Here is a 20800-nt window from a genome sequence, read left to right on the forward strand (position 1 = left end):
ATTGTAGTTTTTGGCCCGGCTCATTGAGCCGGGCTTTTTTCTTTCTGCGGAATGCCTGCTAAGCCGGACCGGCCGCGACGGTTCGCAAACCACACGCCGACCAATATTGCCAGCATGCCGACGGCGTGTTGCAACCAGAAAGATTCGCCGTCCAGTATCCCCAGCAATATAGCGACAATCGGAATAAGGTAAGTGACCGAGCTGGTGAAAACGGTATTGGTCAGTTGCACGACATAATTAAAGATGACCAGCGCACCCGCGGTACCAACAATTCCGAGTACCAGCACTGAAACCAACGACAACATGGCATCAGGCTGTTGCACTTGAGCGACGAAGTCCGTTGCAAAAAATAGGTAAAAGGTTGCTGGCACAGAGGCCATCAGTAAGCTCACGCCAGTAATGGTCAGTGGACTTAAATCAGAAATTTTGTGTTTAATCAGGTTCAGATTCATTCCGTAACAAATGGTCGCAGCTAAGATCAGCAACGCATAAGTATTGAATGTCCAACTGCCGTTGGCACCAGCGGTCATCAGTAACAGAGTGCCGGATAGCCCAATTAAAACCCCGATGACCTGAGTCCGTTGTGCTGACTGCTGAAACAGAGTGACGCCAATAACCAAGGTAGCGATCGGTGTTAATGCGTTGAGCACTCCGGTAATGCCGCTGCTGATTTGGGTTTGTGCGATGGCAAACATAAAGGCAGGGATCAGGCTACCGACCAACCCGACACTGGCTAGCTTGGCCCAGTGCTTAGCGGTGATACGATGCAGTCGCTTGGCGACCAGCGGCAACAGCACAAGCCCGGCGGCAGAAATTCTAAGGGCGCCGACTTCCATGGCGCCAAATGCGATCAAACCCTTTTTAATGAGTAAAAAAGAACTTCCCCAAATCAGTGCTAATAACCCGAGTAACAACCATGCACGCAACGGCGGAACATCATGCGTCTGTGTCATAACCAAACCACTGATTCAGTTTTGCTTCGACTTTATCGACGCCTATTTTTTTCAGCGACGAAAAGGCTTCGACCTGAACATCACCGTTGAAGGCGATGGCTGCCTGGCGTGCCTGTAACACCATGTTCTTGCGCGCACCTTGTTTCAGCTTGTCCGCTTTGGTCAATAACGCCAACACTGGAATTTCGCAGCTTACCGCCCAGTAGATTAATTCCTGATCGGTTTCTTTAAACGGATGGCGGATGTCCATGAGGACGACTAATCCCTTTAACGACTTACGTTTCTGCAAATATTCGGAAAGCGCAAGCTGCCACTGTTCCTTGACGGCCATCGGCACTTTGGCGAAGCCGTAGCCCGGTAAGTCAATTAACCGCTCGCCGGTGTCCAGTTCAAAGACGTTAATAAGCTGCGTCCGTCCGGGTGTCTTACTGGTACGAGCCAGAGACTTTTGCCGAGTCAGTGTGTTCAGTGCGCTCGATTTACCCGCGTTAGAGCGACCTGCGAACGCGATTTCGATACCGGTGTCGTCAGGTAACTTGCGGATATTTGGCGCACTGGTAATGAACTTGGCTGTCTGATAGTTGATCGCTTTAGATTCCGGCACAGTATTTGATTGCTCTCGATTTAAGGAATAGGTCATTTATAGCGCTATTATGAAGGATCTGACCTCATCAGCCAATGATCAAATAGCCACTGAATGCGTTTTAATCATTTAAACCACACGAGTTTTGTGTAAAATAGCAGTCTGTCGAACGCGATGTATGTCGGCGATCTCCGCCTCCAGAGATACAAGAGAAGCAAACATGAAAAAATTCGCTATCATTTTGGGATTATTTCTTGGGTCAACAAGCGTAGCTTTTGCGCAGCAGGGCGACCCAGAAGCAGGTAAGAATAAATCACAGGTGTGTGCAGCTTGCCACGGCCCTCAAGGTGAATCACCAACGGATATGTATCCGCATTTGGCTGGCCAACATGAAAAATATTTGTTCAAGCAGCTGATGGACTTTAAAACTGCTGCTGAAACCGGTGGTGAAGAAGGCCGTAATAACGCCATTATGATGGGGCAGGTTGCCAGCCTTTCACAACAGGATATGGCAGACCTGGCTGCTTACTACGCGTCACAGGATGAGCCAAAGGGCAGTACGCCGGAAGATGTAATTGCTAAGGGCGCTGACTTGTATCGTCGCGGTAACCCAGAATCGAAAGTCCCTTCATGTGCGGGTTGTCACGGACCTCGTGGTAACGGCATGGGGCTGGCGGCATTCCCGGACATTTCTGGTCAGTTCCCGGCATACCTTGAATCACAACTGAAAATGTTCCGCAGCGGTGAACGTGCAAACGATCCAAACGGGATGATGCGCGGCGTTGCTGAGAAAATGACCGATGAAGAGATCGAATTGTTATCTAAGTATCTTCACGGATTGTATTAATTCTTCAGTTCGTTTAAAGAGGCGGTTTTTTAACCGCCTTTTTTAGCTCTTCAGGGTATAACAAAAGATATAAAAAACGGCTTTTTTTACGCCTTAACAACAAAAAGTAATAAGAAAGTTATTTTTTATATCAATAAAATCATTGATTAAAAATTTCATTCGAGTAGTCTTTACAACGTCTGCGGAGATACAGCACCAAATTTGGAGCTGACTCATCAGACACTAAAATAACAAGATCGTCTTGAAGGCGGCTAAGCTCGATACAAAAAAATAACAAGAGGTCGAGTTAGATTATCGAACGTTGAGAACAACAGTTATATCGATAATCCAGGGAGTAAATTGTCACGAGCAATGGACTCCTACACTATAAAAATTATAACAAAATCAGGTTAAGGAAGACCGCAATAATAACTCGGAAGCAGTGACAACCATTCTCATAGTCGCAGTGCGCTGCCTAATATGAGAAAGACAGGCGATGTGAAAGCATCGCCTTTTTTCTTTCTATCATACTCACTGACGAAATCCCCCTCATTACGTTACAATAGATGTATCAAGCTAAATGAGGAGTGAGTATGACTCGCCGTAAGAAATCCAGAAAGCCAGGGCCCTTAGCTCCGGCGAAAAAGCCAAAAGACACCAGCGTCAGCGTTGACAGTAGCCGTGGTAAAAAGAAAGGCAAGGGCCTTAAACCCGGCCAGCGCCATTCGTCGACCGCTACCAAACAAAGTGCCAGTCAGTCCGGATCGCAACAGCCAGATCCCCGCAAAGGCAGTCGTCGCAAGATCCCTCTGGTATCTGTTGCGTCAGCTGCTACCGTCAGTCAACTGACGCCGGCGGAGGAATTGAAGCGCCTTGAGCAAGACGAAACCTTGCAAGCATTAGTAACTCGTTTTGAGCAAGGTGAGGAGTTAAGCGATGCCGAACAGCAATACCTGGATGAAAAATCAGAACGCTATGAACAATTAGCGACCGAACTGGGTATTGATCTGGAAGACGATGACGACTGGGACGACGAGGAGTATTAATGTCTACAACTGTGATAATAGTCATTTTACTGGGGGTTGCCATCATTGCTGCCCTGGCGGTATACGCCAATAAGCTGTTACGGCAGTTAAAACAACAGAATCAAATGCGACAGGATGCGGTGCAGAAGCGTATCGACCGCATTGATGAGAGTGTGATTACCATTGCTAAAGCAATGCAGCAGGATCAATGCCCCGTGTCCGAGGGATGTTTGCGTATTGTTGTATTGCTTGATCATCGACCCGACTCGGTTGAGTATGATTACTCACAAGATTATCCGGCAATGCATGAGATGTACGATAAAATTAAGCATATGCCGACGCATGAAAATCGCAAAAAGTTTCCGAAAAAGAAAATTCGTGAAATGGACAAAGAGCGAGAAGGGTACGAGGCGAGCATGAAAGAGCGTATCCTGGCAGACGTTGATCGCTTGTTACAGCGTTTCGTCCAGTAATGGAGTGAACCATGGCATTTTTTAGTGGCATCAGGGAAGACATTAAAAGCGTTTTTGATCGCGATCCGGCCGCGCGCAATACAATGGAAGTTCTGTTTCATTATCCCGGTCTGCATGCCATCTGGTTTCATCGCATCAGTCATAAATTGTGGTGCTGGCGACTTTACTGGCTAGCACGCTTTCTATCCAATATTGCTCGCTGGCTAACCGGCGTTGAGATTCACCCTGGTGCCCGTATCGGGCGCCGTTTCTTTATTGATCATGGAATGGGTGTGGTGATTGGTGAAACAGCGGAGATAGGCGATGACGTCACGTTATACCATGGTGTAACCCTAGGTGGCACCAGTTGGAATAAAGGTAAGCGTCATCCCACCCTTAAAAACGGTGTGGTGATTGGTGCCGGAGCGAAAGTGCTTGGACCGTTAGTGGTCGGAGAGCAAGCTCGCATTGGTTCGAATGCGGTGGTTGTGAGAGACGTGCCGGCTAAAGCGACCATGGTTGGTATTCCGGCTCGAGTGGCAAAATCCGGCGTTGACCGTGAAACATCAGAGCGCCGCGAAAAAATGGCCAAAGCCTATGGCTTTGATGCCTATGCCATCGCAGCGGATAACCCTGACCCGGTAGCAACCGCGATTGGGCGTATGCTGGACCATGTTGATGTACTTGACCAAAAAGTTGCAGACCTTTGCCAAGCGGTGAATAAGCTCGGTGGGGATGTTTGCGGTAATATTCCGAAAGTTGATGTGGAAGATGTCGAATTTTTGGAAGAAACGGTTCGCGCCGCTGAGCGACGCGAACACCAACAACGCGATGACCGTTAATTCTTCAGGTTAAAGCGCTCGATCAATTCATAAAGCTGCTTAACGGTATCCTCAAGCTGTATGCTTGAGGACTCCGTATGTTCTGATGTTTGTTGCGTTTGCTTGGCAATGTCAGATATTTCCGTAATTTGCTCACTGATGTGCTCGGCAACACCACTTTGCTCTTCGACAGCAGAGGCCATCTGCGTTGACATCGCGGCAATCTGCTCGATCGCTTGAGCGATTTCAGCGAGTGCTTCATCTGCCTTACGGACTTTTTCAACACCGTCGGCCGCGGTCTGTTCGCCTTCTCGGGATACCTCAACCGCGTCTTTCGCACGTTCCCGAAGTTTAGCAATGACCTGATGGATACTGTCGGTCGATTGTGTCGTTCGTGATGCCAAATTGCGCACCTCATCCGCGACCACCGAAAACCCTCGTCCATGTTCGCCCGCTCTGGCCGCCTCAATCGCCGCGTTTAAGGCCAGTAAGTTGGTTTGGTCGGCAATGGAAGAAATCAGGTCTGCGGCTTCACCAATGGCGCCGGTGGACTCGTCTAATGCCTGCACAGTCTGAGCTATTTGTTCGACCGCTTCGTGCAAGCCTTCGATGACCTTACTGGCTTCGCGAGCGAGCGTAACACTGCGTTCAACATTTTGGCGCGCTACATCCGCCTGGCTGGCGTTTTGTTCTACCGTACGAGCCACTTCCTGGATAGCCGTTGCCATTTCGGTCATGGCGGTTGCGGTTTGATCGGTTGCTTCGGTCTGCCGTTCAACCTGAGCGTGGCTGCTGCGCGCTTGTTGTTGGGTATCCTCGGCCACCTTAAGGATGCCGCCGACGGCATCTTTTATGCGCGTTAAGGCGGTATAGTTTCGAGCCGCTTCACTGTGTAGCACCATGGCCAGCTGCGCTTCTCGACCGTGACGAGGAAAGTACGTCATACCGACTAACTCAGAATCAAACGCCTCCGGACGACTGTCCAGCAAGCGCTGCATCATGGCGCTGACATAGCGGTTATAAAGCCCTGAGGAGACCAGAGTGCCGGCCAATACTACCGCCGCCGGTATGCTTCCGGCGAGCCCGGCAACGACACCGGTGCTGATCAGGCCGGGAACCAGTACCGGTGATAAATCACGAGCGCTCATCGCCAGGCGCTTTATCAGTGGCAGCGGCGGCTGCCCGTTATTGATGCGTTCATAGATGGCCATCGCGCGACGTTTACGTTCATCGGTCGTAGGTACCCGAACGGATTCAAAACCTTTGGGTTTACCGTTTTCCATGATCGGCGTAACGTAAGCACTGACCCAATAATGATCACCGTTTTTGGCGCGGTTTTTCACCAACCCCATCCAGGGCTTGCCCCGTTTAATGGTTTTCCACATGTTTTCAAAAACGGGCGCCGGAACGTCGGGGTGGCGAAGAATGTTATGAGGTTCACCAATCAGCTCGTCTTCAGAATAGCCGCTGATATCGATAAAGTCCTGGTTACAGTGGGTAATCACCCCTTTGAGGTCTGTCGACGATACCAGTCGATAGTGAGCGGGGATCGGCTTTTCTTTCTGTGTAACTGGACCAGTGTCTCTCATAATTTCGCGCTTATTGATTGAAAAATCTGAACAAAAATTGATATAGATTATTATCGGCTAAATGGCGTGATTGTTTAAGTCATTAGGCATAAAAAAACGCCGTGCTATACCAGCACGGCGTTTTTGGAATTCTATATTTCGGCGTTCTTACATAGGAACGACGTTTTCAGCCTGAGGACCTTTAGGACCTTGTGCTACGGTGAAAGAAACTTGTTGGCCTTCAGCCAAAGTTTTGAAACCGTCAGCTTGAATAGCGCTGAAATGTACGAATACGTCTGCGCCATTTTCTTGCTCGATGAAACCGAAGCCTTTTGCTTCGTTAAAGAATTTTACTTTACCAGTAGTAGTAGACATGCTGATATTTCCTCGTAGTGCATGTAAAAAAACAATTGCTCAGAAACTTAGGTATTACTTGGACTTACAAAACGAGGTACAGCAAAAGGAGGACTTCGTACACAAATCTCAAATCAATAGCCGAATTTTCTCAGCACTTCCGAGTATATACCTTAAACAGAGTCTGTCAATGAAAAGCCAAATTATTTCAACCAGTTTCTGCTAATGTGGCGAAAGGTATCGGTTCCTGATTTATGCAGCCACTCGAAAGCTGCCATTTCAGACGTGATGATATCAACCCGATTATCCCGCATCCGTGCAATTGCTGTGTCCTTATCATTGGGTCGGCGGGAACCCACACAGTCGGAAGGAAGATAAACCTGATAGCCCTCGGCCTTCATGTCCAGCGCGGTCTGTAACACACAAACATGAGTTTCCATGCCCATGATAACGACTTGTTTCTTATTGTACTCTCGCAGCACATCTCTAAAACTGTCTTCTTGAAGGGCACTGAAGTGGGTTTTCTCAATCACGCGCGCTGATTCGATGATTTCCTGTAACGACGAAACCGTATAACCCAGCCCCTTAGGATATTGCTCAGTAATTAAAATGGGGATGTCCAATTGCAGTGCAATTTCTGCTAACCAGCGCATCCTTGATGTGACGTTATCGCGCTGATGAATAGCAGGCAGCAATTTTTCCTGGGCGTCAACGATGAGTAACACCGAGTCTTTGGCTGAAAGTAGCATATCGACCTCATTAGTAATGTCATTCAGCTTCTACCATACCGAAATTTTTGTCAGCGTCTATTCGCTGATAGTATGAGAAGCTCTGCCGACGGTCAAAAATTCTGCAATTGATTTGCAGTTTAGGCCTGGTGTGGCTACAATTCCGTGCTTTTCAGACCGACGCAAACTGTTCAATCTAAAAGGTGCTCCATGGCTTCTGTTCTTATTCTAATGGGCTCGCAGTCTGACTGGCCAACCATGCAAAAAGCTGCGCTCATGCTCGACGAACTGGGTGTCGACTGGGAGGCAAAAGTCGCCTCTGCGCACCGCACACCCGACTTACTGAAGTTCCACATGGAACAAGCGGAAGCTGGTGACGTTAAGGTGGTTATCGCGGGTGCTGGTGGCGCAGCTCACTTACCAGGAATGCTGGCGGCTCATACGGCGCTGCCGGTTTTAGGTGTCCCTGTTTCCAGTAAGCAGTTAAAAGGGCTGGATAGCCTGCTGTCGATTGTGCAGATGCCGAAAGGCGTTGCCGTTGGTACACTGGCGATTGGCGATGCCGGTGCGGCAAACGCCGGTTTGTTGGCGGCGCAAATTATTGGTTCCTTCGATAGTAAGGTACGTGAGGCCGTGCAGACGTTCCGCGCTAAACAGCGCGACAAAGTGATGGCCAATGCGGATCTGGAGTTACCGAAATGAACATACTGATTCTTGGTAATGGTCAGCTGGGCCAGATGCTTGGTAAAGCCGTCATTCAACAGGGCCACCAATGCTTGCTGTACAGTGATCGAGAACACAAAGTAATGGCATTAGCCAGCGATCAAAGTGTTGCTCTGTCATTGGAAGAAGCCAAGGACTGGGCTGATGTTGTCACCTGGGAGCACGAACACTTAGGTGAAGATCTTGTTGAGCGGACTCAGGATAAGTTTTTATTAAAGCCGGAACGCTTCCATCAGTTAACCGACCGTCGCACGCAAAAGGCGTTATGTGACGAGTTGTCGATCCCAACGGCACCCTGGAAGGCTTACCAAAACGTTGCTGAACTGCAAGCCATTCTGGGCCAATGTGAGCAGGCCGTTGTCATTAAATCGGCGCGTGGCGGTTATGACGGGAAAGGCCAGTGGCGCTGGAAGCCGGGTCAGGATATCGCAGCGATCGCTGAAGATGCGGGTCAGCACCCAGGCATCGTTGAAGATATGATTCCATTTACTGACGAAGTGTCGGTCGTTGCCGCGCGAGATCATCATGGCGAACAACGGGGCTACCCATTAACACTGAACGTGCATCGTGACGGTATCCTGGCTTACAGTATGGCTGGTGCACAGCAGTTCTCCGAGCAGCTGGAAGCGATGGCACAGCAGTATCACCAGAAGTTGACCGACCACATAGACTACGTCGGTGTGCTGGCGATTGAGTTTTTTGTTGTGGGCGAAGGTGAACAACAACAATTGTTGGTTAACGAGGTTGCGCCCCGTGTTCATAACTCTGGCCACTGGACGATGAGCGGTGCCAACTGCGATCAGTTTAATTTACACATCCGTTGCATTACCGGGTTGCCGTTACCTGAATTTTTGGTCGCACCGACACTGATGATTAATGCCATAGGCGTTGATGGTTTGCCGCAGGTGCTGTGGGAAGCGTCTGCCGCTGATTGCCACTGGTACGGAAAAGCGCCACGTCCGGGCCGCAAGGTTGGTCATGTGAACTTTATGATTGATACCTTTGAGCGTGGCCAAAAGCTCGCCACACAATGGTGCGACGAGCTGCAAAAACTGGCTTAAGCGAAGCGCTCTGCTAGCCACTTCTTCATATCCTGAACTTGCTCCAGGCATAAAGAGTGAGGCATAGGGTAGGTTTGGTAGGTTACCGGATAGCCGCGCGAGGTTAAATCTTGCGCGGCTTTTTTACCCAACGACTCGGGTACCACAGGATCTTGTGTTCCGTGCTGGATAAGCAGAGGCAAGTCCCGGTTAGCGTCACTGGCTTTGATGTCTGACGCGGTAGCAAAATAGGTCGAGTGAGCCATTAAACCACCCAGCCGCTGTGGATAAGTTAATGCCACTTCGTAGCCAACCGCGCCACCTTGCGAAAACCCGGCAATGATAATACGTCGGCTATCAATGCCTTGTTCGATTTGCTCATCAATCAGTTGCTGCACTTGTGCCGCTGAAGCACGAAGCTGTTCACTATCGATTTTCCGATCAATGCTGATGTCGGTGATGTCATACCAAGCCGGCATCACCATTCCCTGGTTGATGGTAACCGCTAACTGCGGCGCATGCGGGAACAAAAAACGAATGTTAGCGTTTGGAAACTGCAGGTGTTCGGTCATCGGCACAAAATCGTTGCCGGAGGCTCCTAAGCCGTGAAGCCAAATAATAACGGCGTCTGCAGCGTGTTGTGGCTCGTGTTTAATGACTTCTAAAGCCATGATTACTCCTTCCTCTTATGCGGCCCGATAGCTGCCAAGCCAGCGCACTTGATTCAATTTGCCCAGCTGTTCGACCGCCTCTTTGATGTGTGGCTGGTCGATGTGGCCGTCAAAATCAATGAAAAAATGGTATTGCCCAAATTTACCACCGGTTGGTCGCGAAACGATGGATGTCAGGTTGATTCCACGGCGGGCAAAGACCGAGAGGCTGTCGACCAATAGTCCCGGGTGATCATCATCGTCGACCAGCAAGACACTGCTTTTCCATGGTAACTTGTCGTCAAACCGCGGTGTTGTCTGGGATGCGGACAATAGCACAAAACGGGTTTCATTATGAGCGATATCGGCTGCTCGCGGTTGTATCACATGCAAGTCATCCGGACACGGCAAATGTGCCGGAATCAGCGCTGCCGCTGGAGACAGCGCATTTTGTAGCTTAATCAGTGCTTCGCTGTTACTGCTGGTGTGGATAATTGGCAGATCCAGTTGCTGTAAAGCCTGGCGGCACTGGCCTGCCGCGACGAACTGAGCCCAAAGGTGTTCGGGCTCTTCACGGTTGGCGACCACCTGAAACTCGACCGGAAGCTTGGTTTCTGCAATGATCCGTAATGGTTTGGCGACGAGACTGTCGACCACGGGAGAAACGAAGCCTTCACTTAGATTCTCGATGGGCACTAAGCCCAGCGTCGTTGAGTTAACGACGTTTAGCACTGTATTCAGGTTATCGACCAGTTCAATATCGGCAGTAATGCCCTTATCCCTTGCCAGACGCTGCGCGGCCAGTTCAGAGAACGTGCCGGCAGGCCCCAGTGTGGCAATTTTTATAGCCTGTGTGTTCATCAGTCCTTTTTGTACCTCTCGAACCACGCCAGTGCGTGCTCAATTTTCGCAATCATATTCGATGGACGATACGTTACCCCGTGTGAAGCGCCCGGAACCCGAACCATAGCGGTATCGACTTTGCGCAGTTGCAGCGCCTGATAGAATTGCTCGGTTTCGGAAATGGGGGTACGGCGGTCGTTTTCACCGGTGAACAACATTACCGGGGTAGTGACATTACCGACCAGGGACAGCGGTGAGCGTTCCCAGTAATGTTCCAGTTGCTCCCACGGCATCCCCGGGAACTGGTTGTGGATCTGACCCATTGAACTATCCGCGGTCAGAACTTTACTCACCCAGTTAATGACCGGGTTAGTCGCGGCTGCAGCATTAAAGCGGTCGGTCATACCTACGGCGTAGGCCGTTGCGATACCACCCGCTGAACCTCCGGCAATAAAGAGGTTGTTATCATCAATAAAGCCTTTGTCGATAAGCGCGTCAATGCCACTCATGTGGTCGGCAAAATCATAAGGTGAGGAGTAGTTGCCATCTAACAACATCGCAAACTCTTTACCGTAGGACGTGCTACCGCGGTGATTGACATAAAGTACCACGTAGCCCTCAGCGGCATAGCGCTGATGTTCCGCCGCGAAATGCGGTCCGTAGGACAGGTGAGGGCCACCATGAATTTCCAGCAGTAAAGGGTACTCTTTATTTTCGTCAAAGTTTGGCGGAGTAATGTACCAACCCTGGATCGTTTGGCCATCGTAACGGGATTCAAACTCAATTTCATGGACCTCACCAAGCTGACGATGAGCCAGTAGGTCTTCATTCAGTTGCGTTAAAGAAACCGAAGACGCCCCTTGTTGTTGGAAACCCACATCGGCCGGGCGGTATGGTGTGCCGCGGGTATAGGCAACAGACCCATCCAGCGCTGCGCTAAAAGAACCCATGGTGTAGGGGCGGCTGACATAGGTGCCACCGACGTCGTCCGCACGGCGTGTCAGAGTGTCGTCGAGAGTGATCGTGGCAATGACATTTTTGCCGCGATCAGCAAATTGCACGGCAATCTGCTCTTCACCGTTCCACTGTGGGTTGCTAAACGAACGGTCAAGATCAGCTTGCAGTTCGCGCGCCGAACGATCGTCCCAGTTCATAACCCACAGCTGGTTTTTATGGTACGGCACGGGTTCATTCCCGCTGTGCAGATACAGCAGGTGTTCACCATCCGGGGAAAATTGAGCAGAACCTTCCTGACCGGGTAAATCGGTGATTTGAGTCAGCGTTTTATCGCTTACCGATACCGCGAACAGGTCGCTTTCGTTCACTTGATAAGCCCAGTCCTCGTGGCGGTTGCCGGAAAAAACAATGTGCTCGTCATTCTCAGACCAGGTTAGCGGTCCGCGGTGACTGAATTCACCTTCGGTTAATTGCCGCGCCGTGCCTCCCAAAGCAGGTACGACAAACACCTGATTGTGAGATGGCTCAAGAATGCCGGCGCCATCGCGCTGATAGTAGGTCTCTTCTACCACAATGGTACTGTCTGCCCATTTCGCCCCTTGAGGTTTTGCAGGCATTTTTACCGATTTCTCAAACTCGGTCGGCCCGGCTTTCACGGACATCATAAAGGCGATCTGTTGATCGTCGTTAGACCATGCCAGACTGGACGGCGATTCATGCACGTTGGTGACCTTGGCAACCTTTTGTTCATTTATCCAGTACACATGGATTTGATTTTGCTCGTTGCGGTTGGAGGTAAAAGCCAGTCGGCTACTGTCATTTGACCAGCTTAGGGCACCGTAGCTATGACCATCATCAAAGATGGGTAATGCCTTGCCGGTTTCCGTTTCAACCAGCCATAAAGAACGACGGGTTGAGTCTTTCATATCGTCAAAACTGTTGCGGATATAGGCAACGTAGCGACCATCCGGTGACACTGAAACTTGATTGGCGTATTCCAACTGGAAAATATCTTCGGATTTAAACACCTCGGCGGACAGTTGCGGAGCAACGACGCCCAGGCTGAGTGCGATAGCAGATGCTTTCAGCCACATAGTAATACCCTCATGAACGGTAAAAGTTTTGTTAACGTTACTGAAGCCGCTGACGAAGTGCAAAGACTTCCGTTAAACTCGCAGAAAATTGCGGTAAACTCGCTCATAAGAATAAGTCGAAGACGGACAACCATGAACTACAGAGCTACGCGCGCAGAAATCAGCACCAAAGCGCTTCAACACAACCTTGACTGGATTCGTCAGCACATTGATGCCGGACGACTGTTGGGCATCGTCAAAGCCGATGGCTACGGCCACGGTGTGGGGTTAGTCTGTGAAGCGATCGACACTAGGGTGGATGCTTTTGGCGTCGGTTTTACCGATGAGGCACTGGCATTACGAGACGCGTATCCGCAGTCGGATAAAACGGTGCTGATCCTGGAAGGCTGCCAAACTGACAACGAACTCGCCCTCTGTGCACAACACAATTTCAGTACCGTGGTTCATTCGTTGCACCAGCTCGAACGGCTTGAACGCGCGCGGTTGCCGCGACCGTTGGAGGTTTGGCTAAAAATCGATACCGGAATGCACCGATTAGGTATTGAACTAAGCGATACCGGTCGGTTTATTACACGATTAAAGGCAACTGGTAATGTGGCTAAGGTGGTATTGATGTCACATCTCGCCAATGCCGATACCGGCATGCCGCTGAATCATTATCAACGTCAGCAGTTTGAAAAAATAAAGCAGCAGCATCCAGGCTTTGAGGTTTCCCTGCATAACTCTGCGGCGACTCTCAACCCGCAATTGCGTGGCCAAATCGGAGCCGATGAGTGGGTAAGAGCCGGGCTATTGATGTATGGCGTCAACCCGTCAACGTTAACTGATATACAACCGGCACTGCTGCCGGCGATGTCGCTGAAGGCACCGGTTATCGCCATTCATGACCTTAAAAAGGGTGATTCGGTGGGCTACGGTAGTGCCTGGATCGCTCAGCAGGACACGCGTATTGCGACGGTAGCCATTGGTTATGCGGACGGTTATCCACGCCAATGTGTTAATGGCACACCAACGGCGCTACGTGGTGAAATCGCGCCGTTGGTCGGTCGTGTTTCGATGGACATGATCACCATCGACATTACTCACATTCCGGCAGCCACCATCGGTGATGATGTCGAGCTTTGGGGGCAGCAGGTCGATGTCAGAGAGGTTGCCGATTGTGCCAATACCATTTCATGGCACTTACTCACGGGCACCAGTGTACGCGTTCCAAGGGTGAGTGTTTAATTCCAGACCAGAATCCGTTGCCTCGTCAAATTCGATAATCGCATCGAAGTTACGACGTATGGCCTCTATCGTTGTGTCGGGCACCTCTGATTGTACTGCTCTGATACGCCCGAGAGTAGGGTGGTTGGGCTGCCCGGCTTGCTTGTGGGCCGTCTCCAGAGAAAGTCTCATGCTGACGCTAAAAAGTAAGGCCGAGTCGCGCGCAAACGATTCCAAATTTGTGTAAGTATAAGGGCGGATAGCGTTCAGTAGCGTTTCCTGCCCGATTTTATTCGCGTAAAACGTAAGTTGCTGGGCTATGTTACGTTGGTATGTTTTGGGCTCAAACATCGCTACCATGAAGTCGATGGCTGCCTGTGGGTTGGTGAAATCGTAATTTGGCGGGTTGACGTCGGGGCTTTCAATGCCACTTGTCAGTGCCGTCACCTCATACAACGCAGACAGCAGATTATCAATGTCTTGATCGGTAAGACTCCAATCGTCATCAGCCACTGTAGGGAAGCTGAGCAATAACAGGGTGATCATCAATACAATGGTTTTCATCACTGGCTCCTTAAAATAAAGCGTTCAGTTTAGTTGCCAAACGGATTTCAGTCGTTAACACTCAGCGTATTCAGTTGTCGGTCATAGCGCACAATAAGGCGAGGAAATCGAATGAAGCGAATCGTAGGACTTTTTACCACTATGGCTCTGCTGGCGGGTTGCCAGCAGGTGCAGTCAGAACACGTCAGTAGTCCGGACATTGCGGTTATCAATGCCAACGTGGTCACCTTTAACGGCAAAGCGGCGCAACTGCTCAGTGAACGTGCGGTCTATATTGAGAACGATCGTATTCAGGCGGTAGTACCCATGGCGGCAGCACGGAATCTCCCGGAGAGCACGCGGCTGATTGATGCCGCTGACGGTTATGTGCTGGCTGGCTTTACCGAAATGCACGGCCATGTGCCTCCGGCTACCGACTTTGGCGATCTGCCCAGACGTTATGCTGACGATATGTTGTACTTGTACGTTGCCAACGGTGTAACCACGGTGCGTGGCATGCTGGGCTATCCGCACCAACTGCAGTTAAAGACCGATATCGCCGAGGGGCGCCGGCAGGGCCCGACGCTGTATCTTGCCGGGCCGAGCTTTAATGGCAACAGCATCGAATCCGTCGAGCAAGCAACGCAACGGGTGATTGAACAGCGCGAGCAGGGTTGGGATTTATTAAAAATCCACCCGGGGCTGACGTTAGCTGAGTACCGGGCTTTGGCCAGAACCGCACGCGACAGTGATATGGATTTTGCCGGGCATGTACCGAAGGATGTTGGCCTGAAAGTGGCGTTGGAGGAAGGACAGCGCACTATTGATCACATGGATGGTTATTTAGAGTTTGTCGATGCTCTGGAACGACCCATTACTGAGCAGGAGCTGGCTCAGCTGGTTGATCTAACCTTGCAATACGATGTTGGGGTGGTGCCAACGCAAGCCTTGTGGTCGACGCTGATTGGTGCTGAAGATCCACAACAGCTGGCGCACTATCCAGAACTCGATTTGGTGCCGCCGTCCGTGCGTGAGGGCTGGCTGGGTTACTATCAGCAGCCAAGCATGGGTTACTTTAATCAGGACCAAGCCGATGTACAGCAACAAAATCGGCAAGCATTATTGAAGGCCCTGCATGACGCTGACGCGAAATTGATCTTTGGCACCGATGCGCCGCAGCTGTTCAGTGTGCCGGGATTTTCTATCCATCATGAAATTCGCATAATGCAGCAAGCCGGCATTCCATTGGAGGCCATTTATTATTACGCCACGGTCGCCGCGGGTGATTATTTTGCCGAACAGGATCGTTTTGGTCGTATTGAGGGCGGCCATAGGGCTGACTTTATGGTGCTCTCCGAAAATCCTCTGGAAGACGCGGAAGCCTTAAGGCAAGTACTTGGGGTGATGGTTAGAGGAGAATGGCTGTCACGTAATGATATTGATAAAAAACTGCAGGAAATACGCGCGGCCTATCAGTAGGCCGCGCTAACACAGTTAGTGCTTACTTATTTAGCTGATGAACCCATTCCGTCAGCAAGCGAACACCAAAACCTGTTGGTCCAGCCGGATGAATGCCGGTTGGGCTGCTGACCATAGCGTCGGCCGCCATGTCAATGTGAATCCACGGTGTATCACCGGCAAAGTGCTTGAGGAAAGCGGCACCGGCCTGAGTGCCCGGAGAGCCAATGTTACGAATATCCGCCAGCGGACTGTCGATGATGCCGGGATAGCCTTCTAATGGCAGTTCCCAGACTTTCTCATCGGTAATGTTACCGGCTTCGATGATGGCTTGACGCAAGTCATCGGCGGAGGCAAACATCGCCGCATAACCGGTACCCAAAGCGCCGACTTTAGAACCGGTAAGGGTTGCGATATTGGCGATAGCTCGCGGCTTAAAGGTTGCGTTGGCGTACCAGTTACCGTCGCCCAGGATCAGGCGGCCTTCGGCATCGGTATTGGCAATTTCAACCAAGGTGCCGTCACCGGCCTTAACCACGTCACCGGGCAGTGTCGCAGACCCTGAGATCAGGTTGTGTGACAACGGGGCAATGGCGACCACATTCACCGGAGCTTGTTGCTTGGCCAGTGCCATGACTGTACCGATAACCGCTCCCGCACCGGCTTTATCGGTTTGCATACGCAGAATCGATGACGAACTGGTTTTCAGGTTATAGCCGCCAGTGTCAAAGGTGTTGCCCTTACCGACCAACGCGATAGGCGCGTCATCACTGCCTTTGTAGTGTGCTGCGAGTAAGTATGAACCGTGTTGGCTGCCGGCACTGACACTTTCCAGTAAGCCCATGCCCATTTCTTTGACCTGCTCCGGCGTGATCACCGTGATGTCAATGTCCAGGTCCTGCATCGCCTGCTGCGCTAATTTTACAATCGCTTCAGGGTAGCCATCGCTGCCCGGCAGAGCGGTAATGTCACGCGCGACAAACACACCTTCGGCGATAGCACGGAAGTTCTGATAATGTTTTTCGGCAACTTTAGGTGACTGAGTCACCCAGTGGTAGGTCGTTTGTGGGCGAGCTTTCGGCTCTGACTGGTAACGGTCAAAACGGTAATTACGCAGGTCGATACCGTGTGCCACCTGGGCGCTGATTTCTGCGGCAACGCCGGGGTTTGTGATCAAGCGTGTGTCAAAAACAACGTCGCTGAGCTCCGGTTTTAGAGCTGCCGCAATCGCGGCTCCCAGTTTCTCAGCTTTAAAACGTGACAGTTCGGCCGGGTTACCGACGCCCGCCAGCATCAGGTGGTTCGCTTGAGTTCCGGCGGGAGCCACCAAGGTCACCAGTTGTGAGGCGGCTCCGGTAAAGTCTTCAATTTCAGCAGCCCGGGCAACCGCCTGGTTTTGCTCACTAGACCAACCCTCGACCTCAATCGTTTGATCTTCAGCAACAAACACGACCCGAGTCGATGCTGTTGCATTGTCATCGGTAAACCGTGTCTGGGTCGACAGATAGTCGCTGGCCATTGCAGGCAGCGCCAACGCGGTTGATATCGCCAGTGTCGAAATGGCTCGTTGAATCGACATAGATTTTCCTCTTGTTTTAAGACAGATTGTTTACGTTACTATAACGATCTGTAGCTAACCGACAAAGTAGATAAGCCCAAAGGCTGAAAAAAAGCGATACGGTCCATGTTATTTAAGACGTTGACCCCTGCGTTTGACGTAAAACCAAACGCCAGAAATGGGCAAGACAATGAGTGCAAGCCCTGACAGCAGGATGACGGCTAGATAAAGACTGCCGCCGATAGCAGCCACATGGGTGGGATAAATCATATTGGAAACTCGGTTACCCAGTGCGGTACTGCGTTCGTCAATGACCTTAGCGACGGTGCCGGAAGGGGTAAACTGCAAGTAATTGCGTCCGTTCGGATGCCACTCAGTTTGGTGTTTGGCCCGAATTTGCGGCTCTTCTAAATACAGTAGGCGCGCTTCAGCCGTTGGCAATGCCTGCTCGACCAAGGCTAAACGCTGCGACCAATTGCTGGCTTGTTTGTCCGGTAGGGGCGGCAAGGAGTGCTGTTGCGTTTGCGGGAACAGACTGACCAACACGGACTTCACCGGAGCCGCGTACATAATTGCGGTACCGGTAATGATCACGATAACAATCGGAACAAACAGCGTCACACCGATAAAGCGATGTAACTGCCAAAGAGTTTGCATACCGCGTTTGCTAAAGGGGTTAAACCACCGTACCGAGAGAGCTCGACTGAAACTGCCGCGTCTGGGCCACCAGCGCACAATGCCGGTAGTGATAAGCGCAATACTGAGTAAGCCGAGAATGCCTAAGATATCTTTACCCAGCTCATTCAGCGCCAAGTGATGGTGCAACTCGACCAGCCAGCTCATGGTATCGCCTAAGTAATGGCGCTCTAACAGGAGGGTGCCATTGGCGTCATAGTAGTAATGGGTTTTTTCAGCATCAACCACTTCGAACCAGGGGCGGTCAGCGGTTGGCATCAGTGCGTAGCCGCTGGAGAATCCATCGGCAATAGTGCCCGCTGCGGATACCGAAACCGGTTCAGCTAATGCAAGTTGGGGATAAAGCAGCATCAGCAACTCATTTTTGTACAACAGTAACGAGCCGCTGATAGCCATTAACAGCATCCACAGGCTGAGCGTTAAGCCCAGCCAGCGGTGCCATTGTGTTAAGTTGGGTGTTACCAACGGTAATTCCAGTTAAAGCTGACAGTTCGACCACGGCCAGCGAAGTTACGAGTATCACCGCCGACGGTTTGTGCGTAGTAGGTAAAGTAAAACTCATCCAGTAAGTTTTCGACACCCACCGAGAAGTTACCCAAATCACGTGTTTCGATAAGTACAGACGCATCAACGGTGTTATAGCCGTCAAAGTTGTTGATGGCTTGCTCACCACTGTAAATATCGCGGTCAAACAGTTTATTCCACTGTACTTTCGAGCTTACCATACCGGTCCATTGTTGCGACCAGTATAGGTTAGCGCGTTTTGGCGCGATGTTACGGCCACCCAGTTGCGTGTCGACAGAGCCATCATCGTTGCTGTCGTATTCGCCGTCAGTATCCGCGTAATTTAAGCCAAACGCGGTATCGTTCGATAGTGCGTATTCGGCACTGAACTCAATACCGTCAATTTCGGTTTTTTCACGCATAACGCTGTAGATGCCATCTGCGTCAGCTTGCAGGCGTGCGCCCAGGTCAGAATCAGAGCGGAAGTAGCTCAATGAGGCGCTCAGCGCGTTATCACGATATTCAACGCCGATCTCTTGGTTATCCGCAATCACCGGCTGTAAGTCTAGGAAACTGTTGATGCTAAGACCCGGTGTCGAAATACCGCGCAACACACGACCTACGTCCGGCATGCTAAAGCCTTCTGAGTAGCTGGCAAAAACGCGCAGTTCATCGGTCAGTGCGTAGACGGCACCCAGGTTGGGTAGCAGATCGTTAAAGCTTGGCTCGCCGCCTTCAACGAAGGTCGAGTTATAGCCGGCCAGGGTGGTGAAATCATCCACGTTAAGTTTGCCGTACTCGTAGCGCAGACCACCACTAAGGGTTAAGCCGTTGGCCTGGTAACGAAGTTGCGCATAAGGTGCCCAGTTCTTGAATTCTGTCTCTGGTACCCATTTACGACCGGTCTGAGCCAGCTCCTGGAAGGTGGTGTCGTTCAGGTAATCCAAACCGGCACTGACGGAGAACGGCGATTGTTGGATGTTGTTCCAATTCATCGTTACCCGGGAACCGTACTTGCGCGAATCGTTACGTGATTGGTCAAACAGGTTGTCGCCATAGGCCGGATCCTGAAACACGCCGTAGGTACCGCCGCCGTATAGAGCAGAGAAGTCCTGTAAGAACAATTGCCAGTTCAGCTCGGCGTTTAGAAAATCGCTATTGTTGTAGGTCAGGCTTGAGGTGGTGACCTCGTTCTCTGGTGCATCACCCGGTTGTTCACCTTTTACCGAAACCGTTGGAATGCCTTCAAGGCGGTTACCGCCCAGCGAACCGTAGTCACCGTTGCCAGCCATATCAAAACGGTTCAGCATCAGCTCCAGCGACTGCTGCTGGTCGATTTGGTAACCCAATTTGGCAAACACGTCGTAACTCTTGGAGTCCATGGTGTCGCCCTGTGTGGTGTCGACGCCGATAAGCATCCCGTTACTATCAACGTACATACCTGTATCACGGTACTGAACACCACCGACAAAGCGCCAATCCCCCTGCGCGTGGCGCAGCAGGTAACCGGCCTGGTAGCTGAGGCCTTCGGATACTTCAGAATCCGGTGCCATAAAACCGGCATTCATTTCGTGTGAGGTGCCGGCTTCGGCCTGTTTCGTGACGATATTGATGATACCGCCACTGGCGCCCATGCCCTGAATGGCGCTGGCGCCGTGAATGACCTCAACGCGCTCGATCATGAACGGGTCGATGGTCATGGCAGCACGAGAACCATTCCGCAATGGGTTTGACTGTGGCACGCCGTCAATCAAATACAACGGTTCACGTCCACGCAAGGTCTCGCCGGCACTGGTCAGCTTCTGACGTGAGGGCGAAAAGGCCGGGATCAGGTTGCCCAGGATGTCCGATAAGGATTGTGCGACCGTCATTTGCTGACGAATGTCTTCACCATCAATAACCGATACCGTTGCCGGAATCGCACTTTGTGGGATGCTGGTACGTGTTGCGGTGATTTTGATGGTTTCGTCGATATCAACGCTATCGGTCTGATTCTGCTGCGCCATCGCCGAGCTTGATAATGCGGTCAGGATTGCAAGAGAGAGTGTCTTCTTAAACATGAGAATCCTTATCATTTAAAAAAAGTGCGACAATGATAACGATTCGCATTAAAGAGTCAATAAATGCTTAATACTATTTTTAATAGTATTGATCGACGTAAAAAACTCAGCCGCTATGGTAACCTTCGATATAGAACAATAAAACGCCAAAAGGAAAG

General features: G+C 50.9%; 20 protein-coding genes. 8 read left to right on the top strand and 12 right to left on the bottom strand.

Translation table 11 applies throughout. The features are described 5' to 3' along the window. Positions 1-20: 20 nt before the first annotated feature. Positions 21-953: a DMT family transporter gene (locus tag C5610_RS00130; protein ID WP_105305319.1), complete on the bottom strand. Its 933-nt coding sequence runs from the start codon at positions 951-953 to the stop codon at positions 21-23. Further along, positions 937-1539 carry a ribosome biogenesis GTP-binding protein YihA/YsxC gene (yihA, locus tag C5610_RS00135; RefSeq protein ID WP_241970571.1) on the bottom strand — a complete coding sequence of 201 codons (603 nt, stop codon included), beginning with the start codon at positions 1537-1539 and terminating at the stop codon, positions 937-939. The genes C5610_RS00130 and yihA overlap by 17 nt, the downstream gene beginning before the upstream one ends. 217 nt (positions 1540-1756) lie before the next feature. Here yihA and C5610_RS00140 point away from each other — a divergent pair, with 217 nt between their 5' ends. The 4 genes from C5610_RS00140 (at position 1757) to cysE (ending at position 4681) form a co-directional block, all read left to right on the top strand. Beyond that, the gene (locus C5610_RS00140) at positions 1757-2383 is read left to right on the top strand and encodes a c-type cytochrome (RefSeq protein WP_105305321.1); all 627 of its coding nucleotides are present in this window, start codon (positions 1757-1759) and stop codon (positions 2381-2383) included. A 572-nt stretch (positions 2384-2955) separates the two neighbouring features. Continuing rightward, entirely contained in the window at positions 2956-3408 is a 453-nt protein-coding gene (gene yihI, locus C5610_RS00145; protein ID WP_105305322.1) for a Der GTPase-activating protein YihI, read from the top strand. Next, positions 3408-3860, top strand: a complete 453-nt coding sequence (locus C5610_RS00150) for a DUF2489 domain-containing protein (protein ID WP_105305323.1) — start codon at positions 3408-3410, stop codon at positions 3858-3860. The genes yihI and C5610_RS00150 overlap by 1 nt, the downstream gene beginning before the upstream one ends. Positions 3861-3871: 11 nt before the next feature. After that, positions 3872-4681 carry a serine O-acetyltransferase gene (gene cysE / locus C5610_RS00155; RefSeq protein WP_105305324.1) on the top strand — a complete coding sequence of 270 codons (810 nt, stop codon included), beginning with the start codon at positions 3872-3874 and terminating at the stop codon, positions 4679-4681. Here the strand turns inward: cysE and C5610_RS00160 are convergent. The 3 genes from C5610_RS00160 to C5610_RS00170 all read right to left on the bottom strand — a co-directional run bounded on the left by C5610_RS00160 (position 4678) and on the right by C5610_RS00170 (position 7331). Continuing rightward, positions 4678-6249, bottom strand: coding sequence for a methyl-accepting chemotaxis protein (locus C5610_RS00160; RefSeq protein WP_105305325.1), 1572 nt, complete (start codon positions 6247-6249; stop codon positions 4678-4680). The genes cysE and C5610_RS00160 overlap by 4 nt on opposite strands. Before the next feature lie 147 nt (positions 6250-6396). Continuing rightward, the gene (locus C5610_RS00165) at positions 6397-6603 is read right to left on the bottom strand and encodes a cold-shock protein (RefSeq protein ID WP_006954095.1); all 207 of its coding nucleotides are present in this window, start codon (positions 6601-6603) and stop codon (positions 6397-6399) included. A gap of 182 nt (positions 6604-6785) precedes the next feature. Further along, complete coding sequence (locus tag C5610_RS00170; RefSeq protein ID WP_105305326.1) at positions 6786-7331, bottom strand: hydrolase; 546 nt, start codon at positions 7329-7331, stop codon at positions 6786-6788. A gap of 189 nt (positions 7332-7520) precedes the next feature. On the opposite strand from C5610_RS00170, the gene purE reads away from it, so the two are divergent. Beyond that, positions 7521-8012 (top strand): 5-(carboxyamino)imidazole ribonucleotide mutase, encoded by a 492-nt coding sequence (purE, locus tag C5610_RS00175; RefSeq protein WP_105305327.1) that lies wholly within the window; start codon positions 7521-7523, stop codon positions 8010-8012. Next, on the top strand, positions 8009-9094 hold the full coding sequence (locus C5610_RS00180; protein ID WP_105305328.1) for an ATP-grasp domain-containing protein: 1086 nt from the start codon (positions 8009-8011) through the stop codon (positions 9092-9094). The genes purE and C5610_RS00180 overlap by 4 nt, the downstream gene beginning before the upstream one ends. Here the strand turns inward: C5610_RS00180 and C5610_RS00185 are convergent. Genes C5610_RS00185 through C5610_RS00195 form a run of 3 tightly spaced genes read right to left on the bottom strand, consistent with a single transcriptional unit; the run spans position 9091 to position 12617 of the window. Continuing rightward, positions 9091-9744 carry an alpha/beta hydrolase gene (locus tag C5610_RS00185; RefSeq protein ID WP_105305329.1) on the bottom strand — a complete coding sequence of 218 codons (654 nt, stop codon included), beginning with the start codon at positions 9742-9744 and terminating at the stop codon, positions 9091-9093. The genes C5610_RS00180 and C5610_RS00185 overlap by 4 nt on opposite strands. A 15-nt stretch (positions 9745-9759) precedes the next feature. Beyond that, positions 9760-10584 carry a prephenate dehydratase gene (locus C5610_RS00190; protein ID WP_262339912.1) on the bottom strand — a complete coding sequence of 275 codons (825 nt, stop codon included), beginning with the start codon at positions 10582-10584 and terminating at the stop codon, positions 9760-9762. Beyond that, a complete protein-coding gene (locus C5610_RS00195) occupies positions 10584-12617 on the bottom strand; it encodes a S9 family peptidase (protein WP_105305330.1) in 2034 nt (677 codons plus the stop codon). The genes C5610_RS00190 and C5610_RS00195 overlap by 1 nt, the downstream gene beginning before the upstream one ends. A 132-nt stretch (positions 12618-12749) precedes the next feature. On the opposite strand from C5610_RS00195, the gene alr reads away from it, so the two are divergent. Continuing rightward, a complete protein-coding gene (gene alr / locus C5610_RS00200) occupies positions 12750-13844 on the top strand; it encodes an alanine racemase (RefSeq protein ID WP_105305331.1) in 1095 nt (364 codons plus the stop codon). Here alr and C5610_RS00205 read toward each other — a convergent pair. Continuing rightward, positions 13800-14387 carry a hypothetical protein gene (locus C5610_RS00205; protein WP_105305332.1) on the bottom strand — a complete coding sequence of 196 codons (588 nt, stop codon included), beginning with the start codon at positions 14385-14387 and terminating at the stop codon, positions 13800-13802. The genes alr and C5610_RS00205 overlap by 45 nt on opposite strands. A gap of 111 nt (positions 14388-14498) precedes the next feature. On the opposite strand from C5610_RS00205, the gene C5610_RS00210 reads away from it, so the two are divergent. Continuing rightward, on the top strand, positions 14499-15845 hold the full coding sequence (locus C5610_RS00210; protein ID WP_105305333.1) for an amidohydrolase family protein: 1347 nt from the start codon (positions 14499-14501) through the stop codon (positions 15843-15845). 22 nt (positions 15846-15867) lie between these two features. Here the strand turns inward: C5610_RS00210 and C5610_RS00215 are convergent, their stop codons facing one another. The 3 genes from C5610_RS00215 to C5610_RS00225 all read right to left on the bottom strand — a co-directional run bounded on the left by C5610_RS00215 (position 15868) and on the right by C5610_RS00225 (position 20642). Next, complete coding sequence (locus C5610_RS00215; protein WP_105305334.1) at positions 15868-17403, bottom strand: leucyl aminopeptidase family protein; 1536 nt, start codon at positions 17401-17403, stop codon at positions 15868-15870. 108 nt (positions 17404-17511) lie between these two features. Beyond that, entirely contained in the window at positions 17512-18543 is a 1032-nt protein-coding gene (locus C5610_RS00220) for a PepSY-associated TM helix domain-containing protein (protein WP_262339913.1), read from the bottom strand. Next, positions 18537-20642 carry a TonB-dependent receptor gene (locus tag C5610_RS00225; RefSeq protein ID WP_105305336.1) on the bottom strand — a complete coding sequence of 702 codons (2106 nt, stop codon included), beginning with the start codon at positions 20640-20642 and terminating at the stop codon, positions 18537-18539. Before C5610_RS00225 ends, C5610_RS00220 begins: the two co-directional genes overlap by 7 nt. Positions 20643-20800 lie beyond the last annotated feature (158 nt).

The sequence above is a fragment of the Idiomarina sp. OT37-5b genome, assembly GCF_002968395.1.
Classification (GTDB): domain Bacteria; phylum Pseudomonadota; class Gammaproteobacteria; order Enterobacterales; family Alteromonadaceae; genus Idiomarina; species Idiomarina aquatica.